The organism is Saccharomonospora xinjiangensis XJ-54, assembly GCF_000258175.1.
Classification (GTDB): domain Bacteria; phylum Actinomycetota; class Actinomycetes; order Mycobacteriales; family Pseudonocardiaceae; genus Saccharomonospora; species Saccharomonospora xinjiangensis.
Genome location: NZ_JH636049.1, coordinates 2,411,884 through 2,429,462 on the forward strand (window position 1 = coordinate 2,411,884; position 17,579 = coordinate 2,429,462).

The window sequence follows — 17,579 nt, forward strand, 5'->3', positions numbered from 1 at the left end:
GCGGTGTCGGACCCATCGAAAGTGTAACCTACTCGCCGGTAGGTTAAGCTTGCCCCGCACACTGGGCACGGGAGGCAACCGATGGCTGACAAGTACCAGCAGTTCACCACGACACCCCTCGGCAAATTCGTCACGGCGAAGCTGGGCCTGCCCACACCGCCCGTGCTCCGGCGCTACCGGCCGGGCCAGCCGCCACTCGATGGTCCCGCACTTGTCGGCGCGGCGCCGGGCGGCAGGCTGGAGAAGGCGCTCACGGCACAGCTCACCTCGGCGGACATCGACGTCGTGCGCGCCCCTGCCGACGACACGCGGTACGGCGCCCTCGTCTTCGACGCCACCGGAATCATCGATCCGGCCCAGCTGCGTGAGCTGTACGACTTCTTCCATTCGATGATCCGCGACATCGCCCCGTCCGGCAGGGTGGTCGTGCTCGGCACCCCGCCCGAACTCGCCGAAGGGCGGGAGCGCATCGCGCAGAGGGCGCTCGAAGGCTTCACGCGCACGATGGGCAAGGAGCTCAAGCGCGGTGCCACCTCCCAGCTCGTCTACGTCGCCGACGGCGCGGAGGACGCCGCGGAGTCCACCATGCGATTCCTGCTGTCGGCGAAGTCGGCGTTCGTCGATGGCCAGGTGATCAGGGTCGGCGCGGCCGGTACGAAGACCGCGCAGCCGCCAGCCGATTGGGCCCAACCGCTCCACGGCAAGGTCGCTCTGGTCACGGGCGCCTCACGCGGTATCGGCGCGGCCATCGCCGAGGTACTGGCCCGCGACGGTGCTCACGTCGTCGCGCTCGACATTCCCGCGCAGGGCGGCGACCTCTCCGCCGTGGCCAACCGCGTGCGCGGGACGGCACTGCAACTCGACATCACGGCGCCCGACGCGCCGCAGCGGCTTGCCGATCACCTCACGCAACGGCACGGCGGAGTGGACATCGTCGTGCACAACGCGGGCATCACCCGCGACAAGACGCTGGCGAAGATGTCGGAGGCCGCCTGGGACGCGGTGCTCACCGTGAACCTCGCGGCCCAGCTCGCCGTCAACGACGCGCTGCTCGCAGGTGGCGTGCTCAGGGAGAACGGCCGGATCATCGGCGTGTCGTCCATCGCGGGTATCGCGGGCAACGTCGGGCAGGCCAACTACGCGGCGAGCAAGGCGGGCGTCATCGGCATGATCGACGAGGCCGCACCGCGCATGGCCGAACGCGGCGGCACGATCAACGCCGTCGCGCCCGGTTTCATCGAGACGCAGATGACCGCCAAGGTGCCGCTCATGATCCGTGAGTTCGGCCGCCGCCTCTCCAGCCTCGCGCAGGGTGGCCTTCCCGTTGACGTCGCCGAGACCATCGCCTGGTTCGCCAACCCCGCGTCGTCCGCCGTCAACGGCAACGTGGTGCGCGTGTGCGGCCAGGGTTTCCTGGGGGCCTGACACATGCCGGTCAAGGAGCTGACGAGCACGCCGAGCATGACCACGCTGTACCCGAGGGCGGTCCTCGGCGGGTTGCGCAAGGGCGGCGGCGACACGCTGCCCGACACCGAGTTGGTGCGTGGCGGTGTCACCGCCGACCCGGCGCGACTCGCCGCCTACAACAGGGTGTGCGGGTTCCGGCTCACCGACGAGCTGCCTGCCACCTACCCACACGTTCTCGCGTTCCCGCTCCAGATGGCGTTGATGACGGAGCCGGACTTCCCGTTTCCGCTGCTCGGCATGGTGCACGTGGCCAACCGCATCACCCAGCACCGCCCGTTGCGCCTCGGCGAGTCGTTCACCCTGCGGGTCAGGGCGGGGAACCTGCGGCCGCACGACAAGGGCACGCAGTTCGACGTGGTGAGCGAATTGCTGCCCGGCGCGAAGGACGCTCCGGTGTGGACGGACGTGAGCACGTACCTGCGGCGTGGAGGCGGCTCGGGTGCTCCTTCGGAGAAGAGGCCGGAACTGGCACAGCCGTCGCCCAGTGCGGTGTGGTCGGTCCCCGGTGACATCGGCCGCCGTTACGCGGAGGTTTCGGGCGACCGCAACCCCATCCACCTGCACAAGCTGACGGCGCGTGCCTTCGGGTTCCGTTCCGCGATCGCGCACGGCATGTGGACGAAGGCCCGCTGCCTCGCCGCGTTCGAGGGCAGGCTGCCCGGCGCCTACACCGTCGATGTGAGATTCCAGCTCCCGGTGTTCCTGCCTGCGAAGGTGTCGTTCACCTCGTGGCACGAGGACGAGCGGACCTGGTCGTTCGAGCTGTGGAACGCGAGAAGGCCGAAACCCCACCTGCGCGGAACGATCACCGGCTGAGGGCCGGACCTCGCACGGGCGTCACTCGGCCTGTTCGGTGGGGCGCCACACGTCACCCTCGACGAGGTCGTTGAACCCGAGCCAGGTGAGGTTCATCAGCCACGACGCGAGCACGTTGTCGGGCACGTCGGGGTGATCGAGCCACCAGTCGGCCAGCGATTCGGCCGCCCCGACCAGCGCGGCGGCCATGCCTTCGCCGGAGAACTCGGCCTGCGAGGCGAGCCCCCTCTCCGTTCCCGCCGACACGACGAGGCCCCTCACCAGCTCGATCGCGCGACCGCGCAGCGCGACGATCTCCTCGGCGAACGGGCCGCCCGCGTTGAGGGCGTGGCGATGCAGCACGATCCACGACTCGCGGTAGCCTGCCACGAACCGGTAGAACGAGCGAAGGCCGTGCCACAGCTGCATGTCGGGTGGCACGTCGAGGCGGATGCCGTCGCGTACGGCGTCGAGCAGTCTGCCGGATTCGCGGCGAACACAGTGCCCGAAGAGTTCTTCCTTCGCGCCGAGGTAGCTGTAGATCATCGGCTTGGACACGCCTGCGACGTCCGAGATCTCGTCCATCGACGCGAGGTGGTAGCCGTAGCGGGAGAAAACCTCCACCGCGGCGTCGAGGATCTGCTTCTCCCGGACCGCCCTCGGGAGCCGTTTAACCCGTTCGGGCGAGCGCCGTACGTCCTGCGCCACCAGCACCTCCTGTTGTCCGGGCAAACCTACCTGAGCAGGACGTACGGAAGGACGACATGGGGTGGCCCGCCGGTCACTCCGGCTCGATGACGGGTCGCTGCGGAGGGTCACGCCGGTCGTGGCGAGAGGGATCGACGACCTCGCTGTCCACGACGATCACACGGCCGGACGAGTGAAGACCTCCCCCGAACCCGCGAGGCGCTAGCGGACCGCGCCGCTTCAACCGCTTCAACCACGCGCGGCGCACGAGCGCCCTGGTGGGGGGCAACAGCAACAGCAGCCCGGCGACGTCGCTGACGAAACCTGGCACGAAGATCAGAAGGCCGCCGAGGCCGATGAGCATGCCGTCGGTGACCTCGCCCAGCGGAGACCGGCCCGACCGTGCGGTGTCGAGCACCGCCCGCGCGGCCTTGCCGCCCTCCCGCCTGGCGAGCCAGGAGCCGACGATGGCGCCTGCGAGCAGAAGCCCGAGTGTCGAGAGGAAGCCGACGAGCGACGCGACGGCCCAGATCGCGGCGATCTCGGCGATCACCCAGAGCAGGAAAATGACGGCCATACCGAGTTCAACGCGCGAGGCAGGCGTTTTGCTCCCGGGAGTGGCCGGACCGGCCGATCACGGACTGGAAGGATCATGCTGTGACTGAGGTGAGGCTGCTGGCAGCGGAGGCCGTCGAAGCACACGTTCGGACGTTCTTCACGGCGCACAGAGTGGAAGCCGTTGACTGCGACCTCGGGCCGCAGAGGCGAGAAGTGATGCCCGACCTACGGATTCTCGTGGTGGGACCCGGTCCGCGTAGCGACAGCTGGGCGTATGTGACCGCCGGGTGTTGGGCCTCGGTGGAGCAGCACGGTCATGGACTCGAGTTCATCATGACGGCACCCGTCCACGACCGGCGGTTCATCGAACTCATGGCGATGATCGCCTACTACCACTGCGGGGGGCATCGACTCGACCTGCAACACAGCATGCCGATCGGCGAACCGTGGGTACCGGGCTCGACCTGTGAACACCTCCTGGTCAGTCTGCCCTATCTCCACGGCCCGGACCTCGAACACTGTCCGGTGCCCTGGGGGCACGCCCGCATCCTGTGGACGTTGCCGGTGACCACCGCCGAGATCGAGTTCCGAAGGCAGCACGGGCATGAGGCGCTGGAGCAACTCTTCGACGAGGCCGAGATCGTTCCTACCGATCCCTTCCGTGCTTCGGTCGTCTGAGCTGCGCTGGCCCGGCCCCACCGAGGCCCCACTCCAGTCGCCTGCGAACCGCCTGGCTCCCCCTCATCTGCCTGCGGAGTCCCTGATCGGCTGACCGCCCGAGAGACCCCGGTCCGCCGAGGCGATACCTCGGCGGACCGGAGCGACGGGTGTCAGCGGGTGATCAGTACGTGATCGCCACGGCCGGATCGGCCAGCAACGCGCCCACGTCGGCGAGGAACTGCGAGCCTTGCTGCCCGTCGATCACACGGTGATCGAAGCTGAGCGAAAGCTGCATCACCTTGCGGACAGCGAGTTCGCCGTCCACCACCCACGGCATGTCCTTGATCGCGCCGAGCGCCAGGATGGCCGACTCGCCGGGGTTGATGATCGGAGTACCGGTATCGACTCCGAACACCCCCACATTGGTGATGGTGAACGTACCGTTTCGCATGTCCTCCGGCGGCGTCTTGCCGTCGCGGGCCGTCGCGGTCAGTTCCCCGATGGCCCTTGCCAGCTCCGCCAGCGACTTGGCGTCGGCGTCCCGGACCTTGGGCACGATGAGGCCGCGCGGCGTGGCCGCCGCGATGCCCAGGTGCACGTAGTCCTTGTAGACGATCTCGCCGGCGTTCTCGTCCCACACCGCGTTGACGTCCGGCGTGCGCTTCGCCGCGAGGCACACGGCCTTGGCCGCGAACGCCAGCGGGGTCAGCTTGACGTCGGCGAACTCGGGTGTGCGCCGCAGCTTGTCGCGCAGCTCCATCATCGGCGTCACATCGATGGTGATGAACTCCGTGACGTGCGGCGCGGTGTACGCGCTGCTGACCATGGCCTGCGCGGTGGCCTTGCGAACACCGCGGATGGGCACCCGCCGTTCGCGCGTGGCGGGATCGTACGAGCCGGGCAGCGCCGACGGAGCCGTCGCGGCGGTCGGCTCCGGCGCCGTCTCCCCCGCCGCGGCACGGCGCACGTCCTCGCGCGTGATGACGCCGCCCTCCGCGGAACCGGTCAACGCGCGCAGGTCAACGCCGAGTTCCTTCGCGAGTTTGCGCACCGGCGGTTTCGCCAGCGGAACATACGAGACGTCCACCGTGCCGTTGCCGTGAACGCCGTTGTCGGCCTCTTCCCTCGGCTTGACCACCTGAACGGCCCGCACCGGATCGGCCGGCGCGGCAGGCGGCTGGGGCGCGGCCTGCGGTGCCGGCCCGGCAGCCTCGGCCTGCCGCTTGCGTGGCCTGCGCTTGGCGGCCGCGGCCTTCGATCCGTACCCGACGAGAGGCTTCATCTCCTCCTCGTCGGCCTGCTCGGCCTTCGCCGCCTCGGCGGGCGCCGATCCGTTCACCGAAGGGCCCGCCTCGCCGTGCGGATCGACGTCCATCGTGAGGATGGGCGTGCCCACCTCGACGGTCTGCCCCGGCTCCACCAACAGTTCGGTGACCACACCGGCCCACGGGATCGGCAGCTCGACGGCGGCCTTCGCCGTCTCGATCTCCACGACGATCTGGTTGACGGCCACCTCGTCGCCTGGCTTGACCTTCCAGTCGATGATCTCGGCCTCGGTCAGCCCCTCCGCGGTGTCGGCGAGAGGGAACTGCTTGTACTCGGGCATACCTTCCCTCACCAGTCCAGAGCGCGGTCAACGGCGTGGAGCACCCTGTCGAGGTCGGGCAGGAAGTGCTCCTCCAGCTTCGCGGGCGGGTACGGCGTGTCGAAGCCGGTGACCCGCAGCACCGGTGCCTCCAGTGAATAGAAGCACTCCTGCTGCACACGGGCGGCGATCTCCGAGGTGAGCGACGACTCGGACGACGCCTCGCTCACGGCGATGAGCCGTCCTGTGCGGCGCACCGACTCGAACACCGGGTCGAGGTCGAGCGGCGAGAGGGTGCGCAGGTCGATGACCTCCAGAGAGGTACCGTCCTCGGCAGCGGCCTCCGCCGCCGCGAGACACACCTGCACGGAGGGGCCGTACGCCACGAGCGTGGCCGCCGTGCCCTGCCGCACGGTGCGCGAGGCGAATAGCGGGTCCGGCTTCGCCGAAGGATCGACCGGAGCCTTGAGCGCTCCCGAGTGGTACAGCTTCTTCGGCTCGAACAGCAGCACAGGGTCGTCGCACTGGATGGCCTGCTGGATCATCCAGTAGGCATCGACGGGGTTCGAGCACGACACGACCTTCAGGCCGGGGATGTGGGCGAACAGCGACTCCGGTGACTCGGAGTGGTGCTCGACGGCGCCGATACCGCCGCCGAAGGGCACCCGGATCACCACGGGCACCTTGATGGCGCCCTGCGTGCGGTAGTGGAGCTTCGCGAGCTGGCTCGAAATCTGGTCGAACCCGGGGAAGATGAACCCCTCGAACTGGATCTCGCACACCGGCCGGAAGCCGCGGACGGCGAGGCCGACCGCCGTGCCGATGATGCCCGACTCGGCCAGCGGCGTGTCGAGAACACGGTGCTCGCCGAAGTCCTTCTGAAGTCCGTCCGTGATGCGGAAGACGCCGCCGAGCTTGCCGACGTCCTCACCCATCACGATGACCTTGTCGTCGGCCTCCATCGCGGCGCGCAGGCCCGCGTTGAGTGCCTTGCCGATGGTGAGGTTTTGCACGGTCGAGGCCACCTGGACGTCGTCTGCGGTCGTGGGCTTTGCGGTGTTCACAGGATGTGCCGACTTCGTCGGCTGTGCCTGCTGTGCCGGAGCTGCCATCAGTGCTCACCCCCGTCGGCGAAACCGGAGAGGTAGGAGAGGAACTCCTCGCGCTGGGCCTCCAACTGCGGTGACGGCTCCGCGTAGACGGCGGAGAAGATCCGCTCGGGCGGCGGGTCGGGCATGTTGAAGCAGTAGTCGCGCAGCTCGGCGGCGAAACGGTCGGCCTCGGCCTGCACCTCGTCGAAGAACGCTTGGTCGGCTCCCCCCGTGCGGGAGAGATGCACGCGCACGCGCTCGATCGGGTCCTTGAGCTTCCACGTCTCCACCTCGTCCGACAGCCGGTAGCGGGTCGGGTCGTCGGTGGTGGTGTGGGCGTCCATGCGGTAGGTGAACGCCTCGATCAGCACGGGGCCGTTGCCCCTGCGGCACTCGTCGAGAGCCCAGCGGGTGACCGCGAGGCAGGCGAGCACGTCGTTGCCGTCAACGCGGATTCCGGGGAAGCCGTAGCCCCTGGCTCGCTGGTACAGCGGGAGCCGCGACTGCCGCTCGGTCGGCTCCGAGATAGCCCACTGGTTGTTCTGGCAGAAGAACACGAGCGGCGCGTCGTACACGGCGGCCCACACGAAGCCCTCGTGGACGTCGCCCTGGCTGGTGGCGCCATCACCGAAGTAGCAGATGGTGGCCTCGGCGTCGGGCTCGTCGCCGACCTTGCCCTCGAACTTCTGCCCCATCGCGTAACCGGCCGCGTTGAGGACTTGGTTGCCGATCACAATGGTGTACGGGTGGAACCGGTGCTCACGGAAGTCCCAGCTGCTGTGGTCGGTGCAGCGGAAGATGCCGAGCAGTTCCTTGAAATCGACACCGCGGGCGTAGGCGACGCCGTGTTCGCGGTAGCTGGGAAACGCCATGTCCTGCGGCTTGAGAGCCCGGCCCGAACCGATCTGGGCCGCCTCCTGCCCCAGTAGCGGCACCCAGATGCCGAGCTGGCCCTGCCGCTGCATGGCGTTGGATTCGCGGTCGGCCCTCCGCACGAGAACCATGTCGCGGTAGAGACCTCGCAGCGCCTCGGCATCGACGTCGGCGACGTAGGGGTCGAACTGCGCTGACGGCAGTCGCTCGCCTTCGGGGTTGAGGAGCTGAGTGAGTTCAGCTCCGCCTTCGGTGGTCGCTCGCAATCCCGCTATCACCTGTTCCGGGGACGGCTGCGCCGCTGTCGCGGCCGGTCCGGCGCCAGATCGCGGGCGCGTCCACTGTTCTGGGGACGACATCGCATCTCCTTGGTGTCGTGCCGCACGGCCGCTTGTGGCGACCTGCGACGCGCCGCCGGTCACCGGATGCGCGACTGGGTCCGCAGCGCTGATGACCGTCGGCGGTGACGGTTCACGACGCTCATCCTGGCATGGAAACCGCCGTTATGGAGAGCCCTCGACACCGATTTGTTCCCCTCGGAGCGTTGCTGAGCTGCGGAAATGCTCTGACGACCTACGGTGCAACCGCCGAAGGTCGTAAGGGCGATGGTTGTCGGCACGGGTGCCGACCAGTGCCGACAAGCGCCGTCGTCGCGTCCTGCCACCGCGTGTGAAACGGCGTGTCCGTTCGCGTCACCGCGATTCGATCGATGTTTGTGACGAGGCTCACTGTCGCGCGCGGGTGGCACGATGAGCCGCGTGGAACCGCGAAATGTGAAGAACTCAGTCCGGCGGATGTGGTCCGACGACGTCCTGCCCAGCCTTTCGACGCTCGTCTCGATCCCCGCACTCTCGCCCGTCTTCGACCCGGAGTGGGAGAAGACGGGCCACCTCGACGCGGCGGTCGAGCACGTCAGGGGGTGGCTGGCCGAGCGCGAACTCCCCGGCTCGCAGATCGACGTCGTGCGGTTGCCCGGCCGCAGCCCTGTGCTGTTCCTCGACGTTCCCGCGACCGAGGGCGCGGAGGACAAGGGCACCGTCCTGATGTACGGGCACCTGGACAAGCAGCCTCCCGTCGGCGGCTGGTCCGACGGCCTCGGCCCGTGGACGCCCGTCGTGCGTGACGGCAGGCTCTACGGGCGCGGTTCGGCGGACGACGGCTACGCCGGGTACGCGGCGACCACCGCGTTGACGGCGGTGCGCGAGGCCGGTGGCGCACACGCCCGTGTGGTCGTGCTGCTCGAAACGGGTGAGGAGTCGGGAAGCCCCGACCTGCCCGCGTACCTCGATCACCTGTCCGAGCGGCTCGGGCGGGTCTCGCTCGTGGTCTGCCTCGACTCCGGTGGCAACGACTACGAGCGCCTGTGGTTGACCACGAGCCTTCGCGGCATGGCTCAGGTGCACGTCACCGTGCGGGTGCTGGAGACGGCCCAGCACTCCGGCATGGCCAGCGGCATCGTGGCCAGCTCGTTCCGGGTGCTGCGCACGCTGCTCGACCGGCTCGAGGACTCCGAGACGGGTGCGATCAAGCTCGCCGAGTGCAACGTCGAGATCCCGGCCAACCGCGTCGAGGAGACGAGGGCGAGTGTCGAGGCCGCGCCGGGCTCCCTCATCGGCTCGGTGCCGTGGCACGGCACCACGCGGCCCGTGGTGGACGACGAGGTGGAGTTGTCGCTGAACAACAGCTGGCGGCCCACGCTCTCGATCATCGGCGCGTCCGGGATGCCGGACCCCGCCGAGGCAGGCAACGTGCTGCGCACCAGCACCACGCTCGCGTTGAGCTTCCGCCTCCCCCCGACAGCCGACTCGCGGGCGGCGCTCGAAGCGATCACGAAGGCACTCACCACCGACGTCCCTTATGGCGCCACCGTCGAGCTTTCCGGCATGGAGTCGGCGGACGGCTGGAACGCGCCCGAGCTGTCGCCCTGGTTGGCCGAGGCGCTGGATCGGGCCAGTGAGGACGTCTTCGGCAAGCCGTGGGGCACCATCGGGCTCGGTGGCTCGATCCCGTTCATGGGCCTGCTCGGCGAGAAGTACCCGGAGGCTCAGTTCGTCGTCACGGGCGCACTCGGGCCGGACTCGAACGCCCACGTGCCCGACGAGTGGCTTCACCTCGATCACGCACAGCGAGTAACCGAGGCGATCGCCACCGTGCTCGAGGCGCACGCCCGACGCTGAGGAGCGCTGCGCCGCGACGAGCTTGTAACGAATCAAAGGGTGCGCTTTAGCGCATCCAGGTGGCAGGATGCATGAACTGGCCGGTATGGACTACGAGGAGTGACATCGTGGCGCGTCGAATCACCAGGGCGCTGACCCTCCTGCCCGCCTTCGCCCTCGCCGTCACCGCGGCGAGTTGCGCGGAGGAGGTCAACACCAGCGGAGACAGCAAGGCCGGCGGCGAGATCAACTTGATCAACGACGGCGCGTTGACGACGTGCACGCACCTGCCCTACAAGCCGTTCCAGTTCACCGAGGGTGGCAAGACGGTGGGCTTCGACGTCGATCTCGTCGATCTGGTCGCCGAGGACCTCGGGGTCGAGCAGGAAATCTTCGACACCTCGTTCGAGAGCATCGAGTCGGGTGCCGCCCTCGACACCGGCCAGTGCGACCTCGCCGCAGCGGCCATGACCATCAACGACACGCGCGCGAAGGTCATGGACTTCTCGGACGGCTACTACGACGCCAACCAGGCCCTCCTGGTGAAGAAGGGCTCCGGCATCTCCGACCTCGCCAGCCTCAAGGGCAAGGTCCTCGGGGTGCAGCTCGGTACGACCGGCGAGCAGTACGCCGAGGACCACAAGGAGGAGTTCGGCTACACCACAAGGCAGTTCGAGGATCTCGCGCTGCTGGAGACGGCGGTGAAGACCGGCCAGATCGCCGCCGGTATCAACGACAACTCCGTGCTGTACGACTTCGTCAAGAGCAACCCCGACGTGGAGGTCACCACCGAGTTCGAGACCGGCGAGCAGTACGGCATCGCTGTCCGCAAGGGCAACGGCGCGCTGCTTGCCAAGGTCAACGAGGTGCTGGACGCCGCGAAGAAGGATGGCCGCTACGACGAGATCTACGAGAAGTGGTTCGGTAAGAAACCCGAGAGCAAGTAACCGGACAAGCCACTTCGAGAGCAAAGGCCGACGGTGAGGGCGCGGCCCGGACGATCACGGTCCGGGCGGCCCTCACTCGCGCCTTGAGCGAGGAGTTGTCGCCATGGCGATGTCACGACGTAAACGCGCGAAGCTGATCCGCGGTGTCCAGTACGCCGTGCTCGTCCTTGTTCTCGTGCTGCTGGGAGTCCTCGCGGACTGGGGCACGATCAAGGACGCCTTCTTCAACCTCGACGCGGCCTCCACCCAGTTCCCCGCGATCCTGACTGACGCGCTGGTCAACACCATCGTGTACACGGTTCTCGGCTTCGCGCTGGGGCTGGGCATCGGCATGGTGCTGGCGCTCATGAAGTTGTCGTCGGTGGGTCCGTACCGCTGGCTCGCGACGCTGTACATCGAATTCTTCAGGGGAATCCCGGCTCTGCTGGTGTTCATCGCGCTCGGCTACGGTGTGCCGCTCGCGTTCGGCATCCGTTTCGACATCTACTCCACGGCCGCCATCGCGCTGGGCCTCGTCGGCTCCGCCTACATCGCCGAGACCCTGCGCGCCGGGATACAGGCTGTGCCGCACGGTCAGATCGAGGCGGCGAGGTCGCTGGGGATGTCGCAGTCGAGGACCACGATGACGGTGGTGATCCCGCAGGCGTTCCGGATCATCCTGCCGCCGCTGACGAACGAGCTGATCCTGCTCACCAAGGATTCGTCTCTGATCTACCTGCTCGGCCTCGCCCGCGACGAGTACGAACTCGCGAAGTTCGGCAGGGAGGGCTTGAACGCGACCGGTTCGCTCACCCCGATCCTGCTCGCCGGGTTGTGCTACCTCATCATCACGGTGCCGCTGGGTTACCTGTCGCGTTACCTTGAGCGCCGCAGTGGCCGCAAGGAGGAACAAGGGTTGAAGGTGACGGCCTGATGAGTGATCTGATCGTCGAGGTCTCGGATCTGCACAAGTCCTTCGGCCGTCTCGAGGTGCTCAAGGGCATCGACATGCAGGTGCGGCGCGGCGAGGTGGTGTGTGTCATCGGGCCGTCCGGCTCGGGCAAATCGACACTGCTGCGATGCGTGAACCTGCTGGAGGAGCCCAACGCGGGCAAGGTCGTGGTCAATGGCTACGAGCTGACCGATCCGGACTGCGACATCGACAGGGCGCGCCGCACCATCGGCATGGTCTTCCAAAGCTTCAACCTGTTCGGCCACCTTTCCGTGCTCGACAACCTGACCGTCGCGCAGCGCAAGGTGTTGCGGCGGGACAAAGCCGAGGCCGAGCGCGTCGCCATGGAGAACCTCACCAAGGTGGGTCTCGCGGAGAAGGCCGGGTCGATGCCCGCGCAGCTCTCCGGGGGGCAGCAGCAGCGGGTCGCCATCGCGAGGGCGCTGTCCATGGACCCCGCGGTGATGCTGTTCGACGAACCGACGTCAGCGCTTGACCCCGAGCTCGTCGGTGACGTGCTCAGGGTGATGCGCCAACTCGCCGACGAGGGCATGACCATGCTCGTCGTCACGCACGAGATGCAGTTCGCCCGCGAGGTGGCCGACACCGTGTTGTTCATGGACGGCGGAGTGGTCGTCGAGCAGGGCCCGCCGCAACAGGTGATCGGGGATCCCCGGCAGGAACGCACGCAGACGTTCCTCGCCCGCGTGCTCAACCCGGTTCACGTTGACGAGTAGCTCTCGGTTCACGAGCCGGCTCCGCGAGGCCGGTGGACCGGACCTGTGCTCTGACACCGGAACGGTTCACCCGCCGCGCGGAACTCATCGCTCTCGGCGATCGTCCCAGTGAAGGCGGCCGTGGTCTTCCCTGCCGCTCTGGTGCGGCGAGCGAGGGAGGTGAACGGTGCCCGCGATCCGGTGGCGATCCGCTGGGCCGGAGAACCCCGAGGGGGACGGCCAGGAGCCCATCGACTTCGACCCCTTCAACCCCGACCCGCCCGAAGCGGCGACGGTGGAGGCCGAGGAACTGCTGAAGCCGCTGCTCGAACAGGACGGGCGGGGGCTGCTGCGCTGGCGTCGCCAAGCCACGAACGCGCCGATCCTCCAGTTGGAGAACCGCTTCGTCAGGGGAAGGCTCGACCTGAGGGCAGCCGACCTCGGTGTGCTGTTCCGCTTCGAGAACTGCCGTTTCGAGTATCCGCCCGACGTGCGAGAGGCGAACGTGCTCGGCCTGTCGTTCCTGCGGTGCTGGCTGCCGGGGTTGAAGGCACGGAACCTCCGCAGCCGCAACGACGTCCGGCTCATCCGCTGCCGGGTCGAGGTGGACGGGAGCAGGTCCGAAAGTGGCACCGACGTGCTCACCACGCAGACCGATCGGGGTGTGCCGAACGCGGCGGTGAATCTCACCGACGCCGTCGTGGAGGGCACGGTCATCCTCACGGGAACCCGGATCAGCCATCCCGCTGGCAAGGCGTTGCAGGCCGACCGGCTCGCGGTCACCGGCGCGTTCCTCGCCTATCGGCTGACCACGGAGGGCGAGGTTCGCATCCCGGGGCTGCGGGCAGGCGGTAACGTCAACTTCTCCGGCGCGAGGCTGAGCAACCCGGGGGGCTTCGCGCTCAACGGCAACGGCATGACCGTGTCCGGGAGCATGCTGTGCGAGGTGGACAACTACCGTCCCGGCGCTCCGCGAGCCTTCTCGGCGACCGGCATGGTGTACGTGCCGAGCATGCGGGTCGCGGGTGACCTGGTGTTCAGGAGCGCGCAGCTGGAGGTCGATCCTGCGGGTGAGATCGCCGTGGACGCGTGGAAGACCGGCGACTGGTACGTCGATCCCCACCCGGCGTTCATCGCCGACCGCATGTATGTCGATGGCAATGTCGAGATGGGTGACGGGCTGCGCGCGACGGGGACCCTGCGGATGGTCAACACCCATATCGGGGGGTCACTGCGGCTGGCGGGGGCGAAGGTCGTGGTCCCCCGCAACCTCAACCCGCCGTACATGGATCGTGCCATCCACCTCGACGGCAGTGAGATCAACGGTGATCTCGAAGGGAGCAAGCTGCGGACGGAGGGCCAGTTCAGGCTGGCTGACGTCACGGTGCGTGGCAACGTGTTCGTGAGGGACGGGCACCTTTCGCATCCCTGCCGCGACGTGTTCTCCGCGCGACGCAGTCGCGTGTCGGGAAACCTCATGCTGAGCGCGTGCACCATGAAGGGCACCCTCCGGCTACAGGGCATGACGGTCGGCGGAAGCATTGACCTGCGCAACACCACCGTGACGGAGCCGGAGGAGGACGAGTCCGCCCAGTGGGCCGTCGATCTGCGTTCGGTGCAGGTTTCGCGCAGCGTCCTGATGCACAGCAGGGCGGGGCACTCCTTCTCCGGCGATGGAGGGGTGACCCTCGACGGCGCGGTGATCAAGCGGAAGCTGTGTATCTCGGGCGCGCTGCTCACGGCGGGTAAGAGCGGTCTTGCGCTCGACGCGGGTGACGCCGTTGCCGAGGAGTTCGAGCTCACCCCGGCCGAAGCACCGGACGGCAGGGTGTCGTTGCGGGGCGCCCAGTGCGGCACGTTGCACGACAACGAGCAGCTCTGGCACGCCACGGGCGGGGTGGAGCTGGAGGACTTTCGCTACGAGGCGCTCGACGACCCCATCCCGTTGAAGGACGACCGGCAGATCGAGGTGCGGCTGAGGTGGCTGCGGCACGCGATGCGCGGCTACCGGCCCGGCCCTTACGACCAGCTCGCCGCCATGCTGCGGGCCTGCGGGAACGAGGAACACGCCGACACGGTCCTCATGCGTAAGCAGCAGTACCGGTACGAGGCGCTCGCCACCGGCTACGGCTGGTTCTTCGGTGCGGGGGTCCGGCTGTGGAGCTGGTTGCAGCGGTGGATGGTCGGCTACGGCTACCGTCCCGTGCGAGCGCTGGGGTGGTTGCTCGCGTTGCTCGCGCTCGGCAGTGTGTGGTTCGCGCTCGGCAGCGACGACTGCGCGGCGGACGCCGCTCGGTTCGTCGTGATCGGCGAGCGATGTGCCGTGAACGTCGATGACACGGGACTGGAGTGGAATCCCGTGCTGTACACGGTGGACCTGCTGGTGCCCATCGCGGACTTCGGCAACAAGGGCCGCTGGCACATGGCGGGGGTGGACAAGTGGGTGGCAACGGGGTTCATCGCGATGGGCTGGGTGCTCGTCACGACCGTCGCGGCGGGTGTCACCAGGACGCTGCGGCGCAACAGCGGCAACTGAGGGGATTCGGAGCACGCGCGGGACGGCGCGTGACGTCGGCGGCGGTTTCGGTGCGGAGTCGTAACATCGCAGCCTGTGGCTGCGATGACGACAGGTGTCCGAGACCCGTTCGAGTGAAGCCAACGCCGCCATGCGATACGTCAAGCCGTTCGTCGCCGCCGCGCTCGTGGTCACCTGCGTGTCCGCCTGTTCGGTGAGGCAGGTTGTGCCTGTGAGTTCGTCGGGGCCACAGCCGCCGAGCAATCCGACCGTGACGCTCACCGAGCCTGCGGGGGGTCCCATCAGGGACCGGTGACCACCGCGAACGGCACCGTGTCGTGCTTCTCGGGATCGTCCGAGCGGGGTGTTCCCGCAACCAGGCGACGAGTTCTCTGGTTGCCGGCTCCCGGTGGCAGAGCTTCACCAAGGCCGCCGAGTCCAGCTAGATCACCGACGCTCCTCGTCGCGGTCGGCGGTCAGTTCGACGGCGACGACTCCGATGGGAGGCCACCCCGGGGAACGTCGCACAGGGCGGTGTTGTTTGACTCCCGATGTGAGTGTTGAGCAGCCGAAGCCCCGTGCCCGCGTCCGTGCGCCCGAGTTGACCGGCGACGCCTGGTGGAACACCGGCGGCGAACCGCTGACACTCGCCGGCCTGCGCGGCAAGATCGTCCTGTTGGACTTCTGGACCTCGGGGTGTGTCAACTGCCTGCACGTCCTCGACGAGCTACGGCCGCTTGAGGAAGAGTTCGCCGATGTGCTCGTCACCGTCGGCGTGCACTCCCCGAAGTTCGCCCACGAGGGCGGCCGGGACTCCGTGGCAGCCGCTGTCGCACGCCTCGGTGTCGAGCATCCCGTGGTGAGCGATCCCGACATGCGCCTTTGGCAGGAGTACGCCGTGAAGGCGTGGCCGACGCTCGTGGTCGTCGATCCGGAGGGTTACGTGGTGCACGTCGCCGCAGGTGAAGGCCACGGTGACGCCCTGCGGCGCGTGATCGGCGACCTGGTGGCGCTCCATGAGCGCAACGCGACGTTGCGTCGTGGTCCCAACGCGCTCGACAGGGCGCCGAACACCGGGCAGCCCAATGCCACCGGCCAGGACCACACCACCGATCAGGGCCGACCAACCGGGCGAGGTCAGGCCTCCGGGCAGGATCGAACCGCTGGACAGCCCCACGCCACCGGCCGAACGGCGAGGCGGCTCGACGGCCTGTGGTTCCCTTCCAGGGCTGTGGTGACGGCAGAGGGCCGCGTGCTCGTCGCCGACGCGGCCAACCACTCGATCGCCGAGTTCGCCTCCGATGCCGAAACGTTGCTGCGCCGGTTCGGCGACGGCGAACGGGGTGCGGTGGATGGTGCGTTCGACATCGCCCGCTTCGCCGAGCCTTCCGGGTTGACGCTGCTGCCGACCCACATCGCCGAGCAGGTCGGCTACCACCTGCTCGTCGCCGACACCGCGAACCACCTGCTGCGCGCCATCGACCTGCGCACCGGCGCGGTGCGAACCGTGGCGGGTACGGGGCGGCAGTGGCGTGACGGCGACGACTCGGGCGCGGCGCTCGACGTTGACCTGACGAGTCCGTGGGACGTGCGCTGGTGGGACACCGTGGGAGGGGTTGTCGTGGCCATGGCAGGCAACCACACGCTGAGCCTCTTCGATCCCGTCGAGGCCACGGTCTCGCGGTTCGCGGGAACCACCGTCGAGGGACTGCGCGACGGCGCCGCGACGGAGGCGTTCTTCGCCCAGACCTCGGGGCTCGCCGTGGACGGCGACCGCCTGTGGCTCGTGGACGCCGAGACGTCCGCGTTGCGGTACGTGGAGCGCGTGGGCGACACGGGCGACGCGGGCGCCACGGACAAGACAGCGGAGTCCGGCGGGTTCGTGGTGCGCACCGCCGTGGGACAGGACCTCTTCACGTTCGGTCACCGGGACGGCGCGGCCGACACCGCGCTCTTGCAGCACCCGCTCGGCGTCACCGTGCTGCCGGACGGTTCGATCGGTGTTGCCGACACCTACAACGGCGCGGTGCGGCGCTTCGATCCCTCGACCGGCGTGGTCACCACGCTGGCGCGCGACCTCGCCGAGCCTTCCGGGTTCGCGGTCACCGACGCCGGGGTGCTGGTGGTGGAGTCGGCGGCTCACCGGCTCTCCCCGCTGGATCTCGGCGGCGACGACGAGGCGGGAGGCCAGGTCGTGGACGGTGCGGCGCTGGTCGTGCGACGCCCGCCGACCGTGCTGGCCCCCGGCACGGTGCGGCTGTCGGTGACGTTCGTGCCGCCGCCGGGCGACAAGCTCGACGACCGGTACGGACCTTCCACCCGCCTCGAGGTGAGTGCCTCCCCGCCGGAATTGCTCGTGGACGGCGGAGGTGCGGGAACCGAACTCGACCGCGTCGTCACGCTCTCCAGTGACGTGGAGAGCGGGGTGCTTCAGGTGGTGGCGCAGGCCGCCAGCTGCTCCTCCGACGAAGCGGTCGAGCATCCAGTGTGCCGCATCACCCGCCAGGATTGGGGTGTCCCCGTCCGGATCGAATCGGGTGGGGCGGCAGGATTGCCTCTCGTCATGGCGGGAACTCCGGCCGGGTAAGCACAAGGCCC

15 protein-coding genes are annotated in these 17,579 nt (G+C 68.5%); 10 read left to right on the top strand and 5 right to left on the bottom strand.

The window, feature by feature from the left end; genetic code table 11:
• The first annotated feature begins 81 nt into the window (after nt 1-81).
• Complete coding sequence (locus SACXIDRAFT_RS10555; RefSeq protein ID WP_006238547.1) at nt 82-1,425, top strand: 3-oxoacyl-ACP reductase; 1,344 nt, start codon at nt 82-84, stop codon at nt 1,423-1,425.
• 3 nt (nt 1,426-1,428) lie between these two features.
• On the top strand, nt 1,429-2,283 hold the full coding sequence (locus SACXIDRAFT_RS10560) for a MaoC/PaaZ C-terminal domain-containing protein (protein WP_006238548.1): 855 nt from the start codon (nt 1,429-1,431) through the stop codon (nt 2,281-2,283).
• A gap of 21 nt (nt 2,284-2,304) precedes the next feature.
• Here SACXIDRAFT_RS10560 and SACXIDRAFT_RS10565 read toward each other — a convergent pair whose 3' ends face one another.
• Nucleotides 2,305-2,970, bottom strand: coding sequence for a TetR/AcrR family transcriptional regulator (locus SACXIDRAFT_RS10565; RefSeq protein WP_006238549.1), 666 nt, complete (start codon nt 2,968-2,970; stop codon nt 2,305-2,307).
• Between the two features lie 73 nt (nt 2,971-3,043).
• The gene (locus tag SACXIDRAFT_RS10570; RefSeq protein WP_006238550.1) at nt 3,044-3,526 is read right to left on the bottom strand and encodes an FxsA family protein; all 483 of its coding nucleotides are present in this window, start codon (nt 3,524-3,526) and stop codon (nt 3,044-3,046) included.
• 80 nt (nt 3,527-3,606) lie between these two features.
• Between SACXIDRAFT_RS10570 and SACXIDRAFT_RS10575 the strand changes: the two genes are divergently transcribed.
• On the top strand, nt 3,607-4,185 hold the full coding sequence (locus tag SACXIDRAFT_RS10575) for a suppressor of fused domain protein (protein WP_006238551.1): 579 nt from the start codon (nt 3,607-3,609) through the stop codon (nt 4,183-4,185).
• A 163-nt stretch (nt 4,186-4,348) separates the two neighbouring features.
• Here SACXIDRAFT_RS10575 and SACXIDRAFT_RS10580 read toward each other — a convergent pair whose 3' ends face one another.
• Genes SACXIDRAFT_RS10580 through pdhA form a run of 3 tightly spaced genes read right to left on the bottom strand, consistent with a single transcriptional unit; the run spans nt 4,349 to nt 8,075 of the window.
• A complete protein-coding gene (locus SACXIDRAFT_RS10580; RefSeq protein ID WP_006238552.1) occupies nt 4,349-5,773 on the bottom strand; it encodes a dihydrolipoamide acetyltransferase family protein in 1,425 nt (474 codons plus the stop codon).
• Nucleotides 5,774-5,781: 8 nt separating this feature from the next.
• Nucleotides 5,782-6,864, bottom strand: a complete 1,083-nt coding sequence (locus SACXIDRAFT_RS10585; RefSeq protein ID WP_006238553.1) for an alpha-ketoacid dehydrogenase subunit beta — start codon at nt 6,862-6,864, stop codon at nt 5,782-5,784.
• The gene (gene pdhA / locus SACXIDRAFT_RS10590) at nt 6,864-8,075 is read right to left on the bottom strand and encodes a pyruvate dehydrogenase (acetyl-transferring) E1 component subunit alpha (RefSeq protein ID WP_006238554.1); all 1,212 of its coding nucleotides are present in this window, start codon (nt 8,073-8,075) and stop codon (nt 6,864-6,866) included. The genes SACXIDRAFT_RS10585 and pdhA overlap by 1 nt, the downstream gene beginning before the upstream one ends.
• A 390-nt stretch (nt 8,076-8,465) precedes the next feature.
• Between pdhA and SACXIDRAFT_RS10595 the strand changes: the two genes are divergently transcribed.
• The 7 genes from SACXIDRAFT_RS10595 (at nt 8,466) to SACXIDRAFT_RS10625 (ending at nt 17,568) form a co-directional block, all read left to right on the top strand.
• On the top strand, nt 8,466-9,893 hold the full coding sequence (locus SACXIDRAFT_RS10595) for a M20/M25/M40 family metallo-hydrolase (RefSeq protein ID WP_006238555.1): 1,428 nt from the start codon (nt 8,466-8,468) through the stop codon (nt 9,891-9,893).
• Between the two features lie 107 nt (nt 9,894-10,000).
• Entirely contained in the window at nt 10,001-10,819 is an 819-nt protein-coding gene (locus tag SACXIDRAFT_RS10600; protein ID WP_006238556.1) for a basic amino acid ABC transporter substrate-binding protein, read from the top strand.
• A gap of 103 nt (nt 10,820-10,922) precedes the next feature.
• Nucleotides 10,923-11,732, top strand: coding sequence for an amino acid ABC transporter permease (locus SACXIDRAFT_RS10605; protein WP_006238557.1), 810 nt, complete (start codon nt 10,923-10,925; stop codon nt 11,730-11,732).
• Nucleotides 11,732-12,487, top strand: coding sequence for an amino acid ABC transporter ATP-binding protein (locus tag SACXIDRAFT_RS10610; RefSeq protein WP_006238558.1), 756 nt, complete (start codon nt 11,732-11,734; stop codon nt 12,485-12,487). Before SACXIDRAFT_RS10605 ends, SACXIDRAFT_RS10610 begins: the two co-directional genes overlap by 1 nt.
• Before the next feature lie 166 nt (nt 12,488-12,653).
• Nucleotides 12,654-15,002 carry a translocation/assembly module TamB domain-containing protein gene (locus tag SACXIDRAFT_RS10615; RefSeq protein ID WP_006238559.1) on the top strand — a complete coding sequence of 783 codons (2,349 nt, stop codon included), beginning with the start codon at nt 12,654-12,656 and terminating at the stop codon, nt 15,000-15,002.
• Nucleotides 15,003-15,096: 94 nt separating this feature from the next.
• On the top strand, nt 15,097-15,297 hold the full coding sequence (locus tag SACXIDRAFT_RS10620; protein WP_040922125.1) for a hypothetical protein: 201 nt from the start codon (nt 15,097-15,099) through the stop codon (nt 15,295-15,297).
• A 183-nt stretch (nt 15,298-15,480) separates the two neighbouring features.
• A complete protein-coding gene (locus tag SACXIDRAFT_RS10625; protein ID WP_050986926.1) occupies nt 15,481-17,568 on the top strand; it encodes an NHL domain-containing thioredoxin family protein in 2,088 nt (695 codons plus the stop codon).
• Nucleotides 17,569-17,579 lie beyond the last annotated feature (11 nt).

Bases quoted from the DNA above. Each gene is read 5' to 3' on its own strand.
- SACXIDRAFT_RS10555 (WP_006238547.1), top strand. From the start codon at position 82: ATGGCTGACAAGTACCAGCAGTTCACCACGACACCCCTCGGCAAATTC.
- SACXIDRAFT_RS10560 (WP_006238548.1), top strand. From the start codon at position 1,429: ATGCCGGTCAAGGAGCTGACGAGCACGCCGAGCATGACCACGCTGTAC.
- SACXIDRAFT_RS10570 (WP_006238550.1), bottom strand. From the start codon at position 3,526: ATGGCCGTCATTTTCCTGCTCTGGGTGATCGCCGAGATCGCCGCGATC.
- SACXIDRAFT_RS10580 (WP_006238552.1), bottom strand. From the start codon at position 5,773: ATGCCCGAGTACAAGCAGTTCCCTCTCGCCGACACCGCGGAGGGGCTG.
- SACXIDRAFT_RS10585 (WP_006238553.1), bottom strand. From the start codon at position 6,864: ATGGCAGCTCCGGCACAGCAGGCACAGCCGACGAAGTCGGCACATCCT.
- pdhA (WP_006238554.1), bottom strand. From the start codon at position 8,075: ATGTCGTCCCCAGAACAGTGGACGCGCCCGCGATCTGGCGCCGGACCG.
- SACXIDRAFT_RS10595 (WP_006238555.1), top strand. From the start codon at position 8,466: ATGAGCCGCGTGGAACCGCGAAATGTGAAGAACTCAGTCCGGCGGATG.
- SACXIDRAFT_RS10605 (WP_006238557.1), top strand. From the start codon at position 10,923: ATGGCGATGTCACGACGTAAACGCGCGAAGCTGATCCGCGGTGTCCAG.
- SACXIDRAFT_RS10610 (WP_006238558.1), top strand. From the start codon at position 11,732: ATGAGTGATCTGATCGTCGAGGTCTCGGATCTGCACAAGTCCTTCGGC.
- SACXIDRAFT_RS10625 (WP_050986926.1), top strand. From the start codon at position 15,481: ATGGGAGGCCACCCCGGGGAACGTCGCACAGGGCGGTGTTGTTTGACT.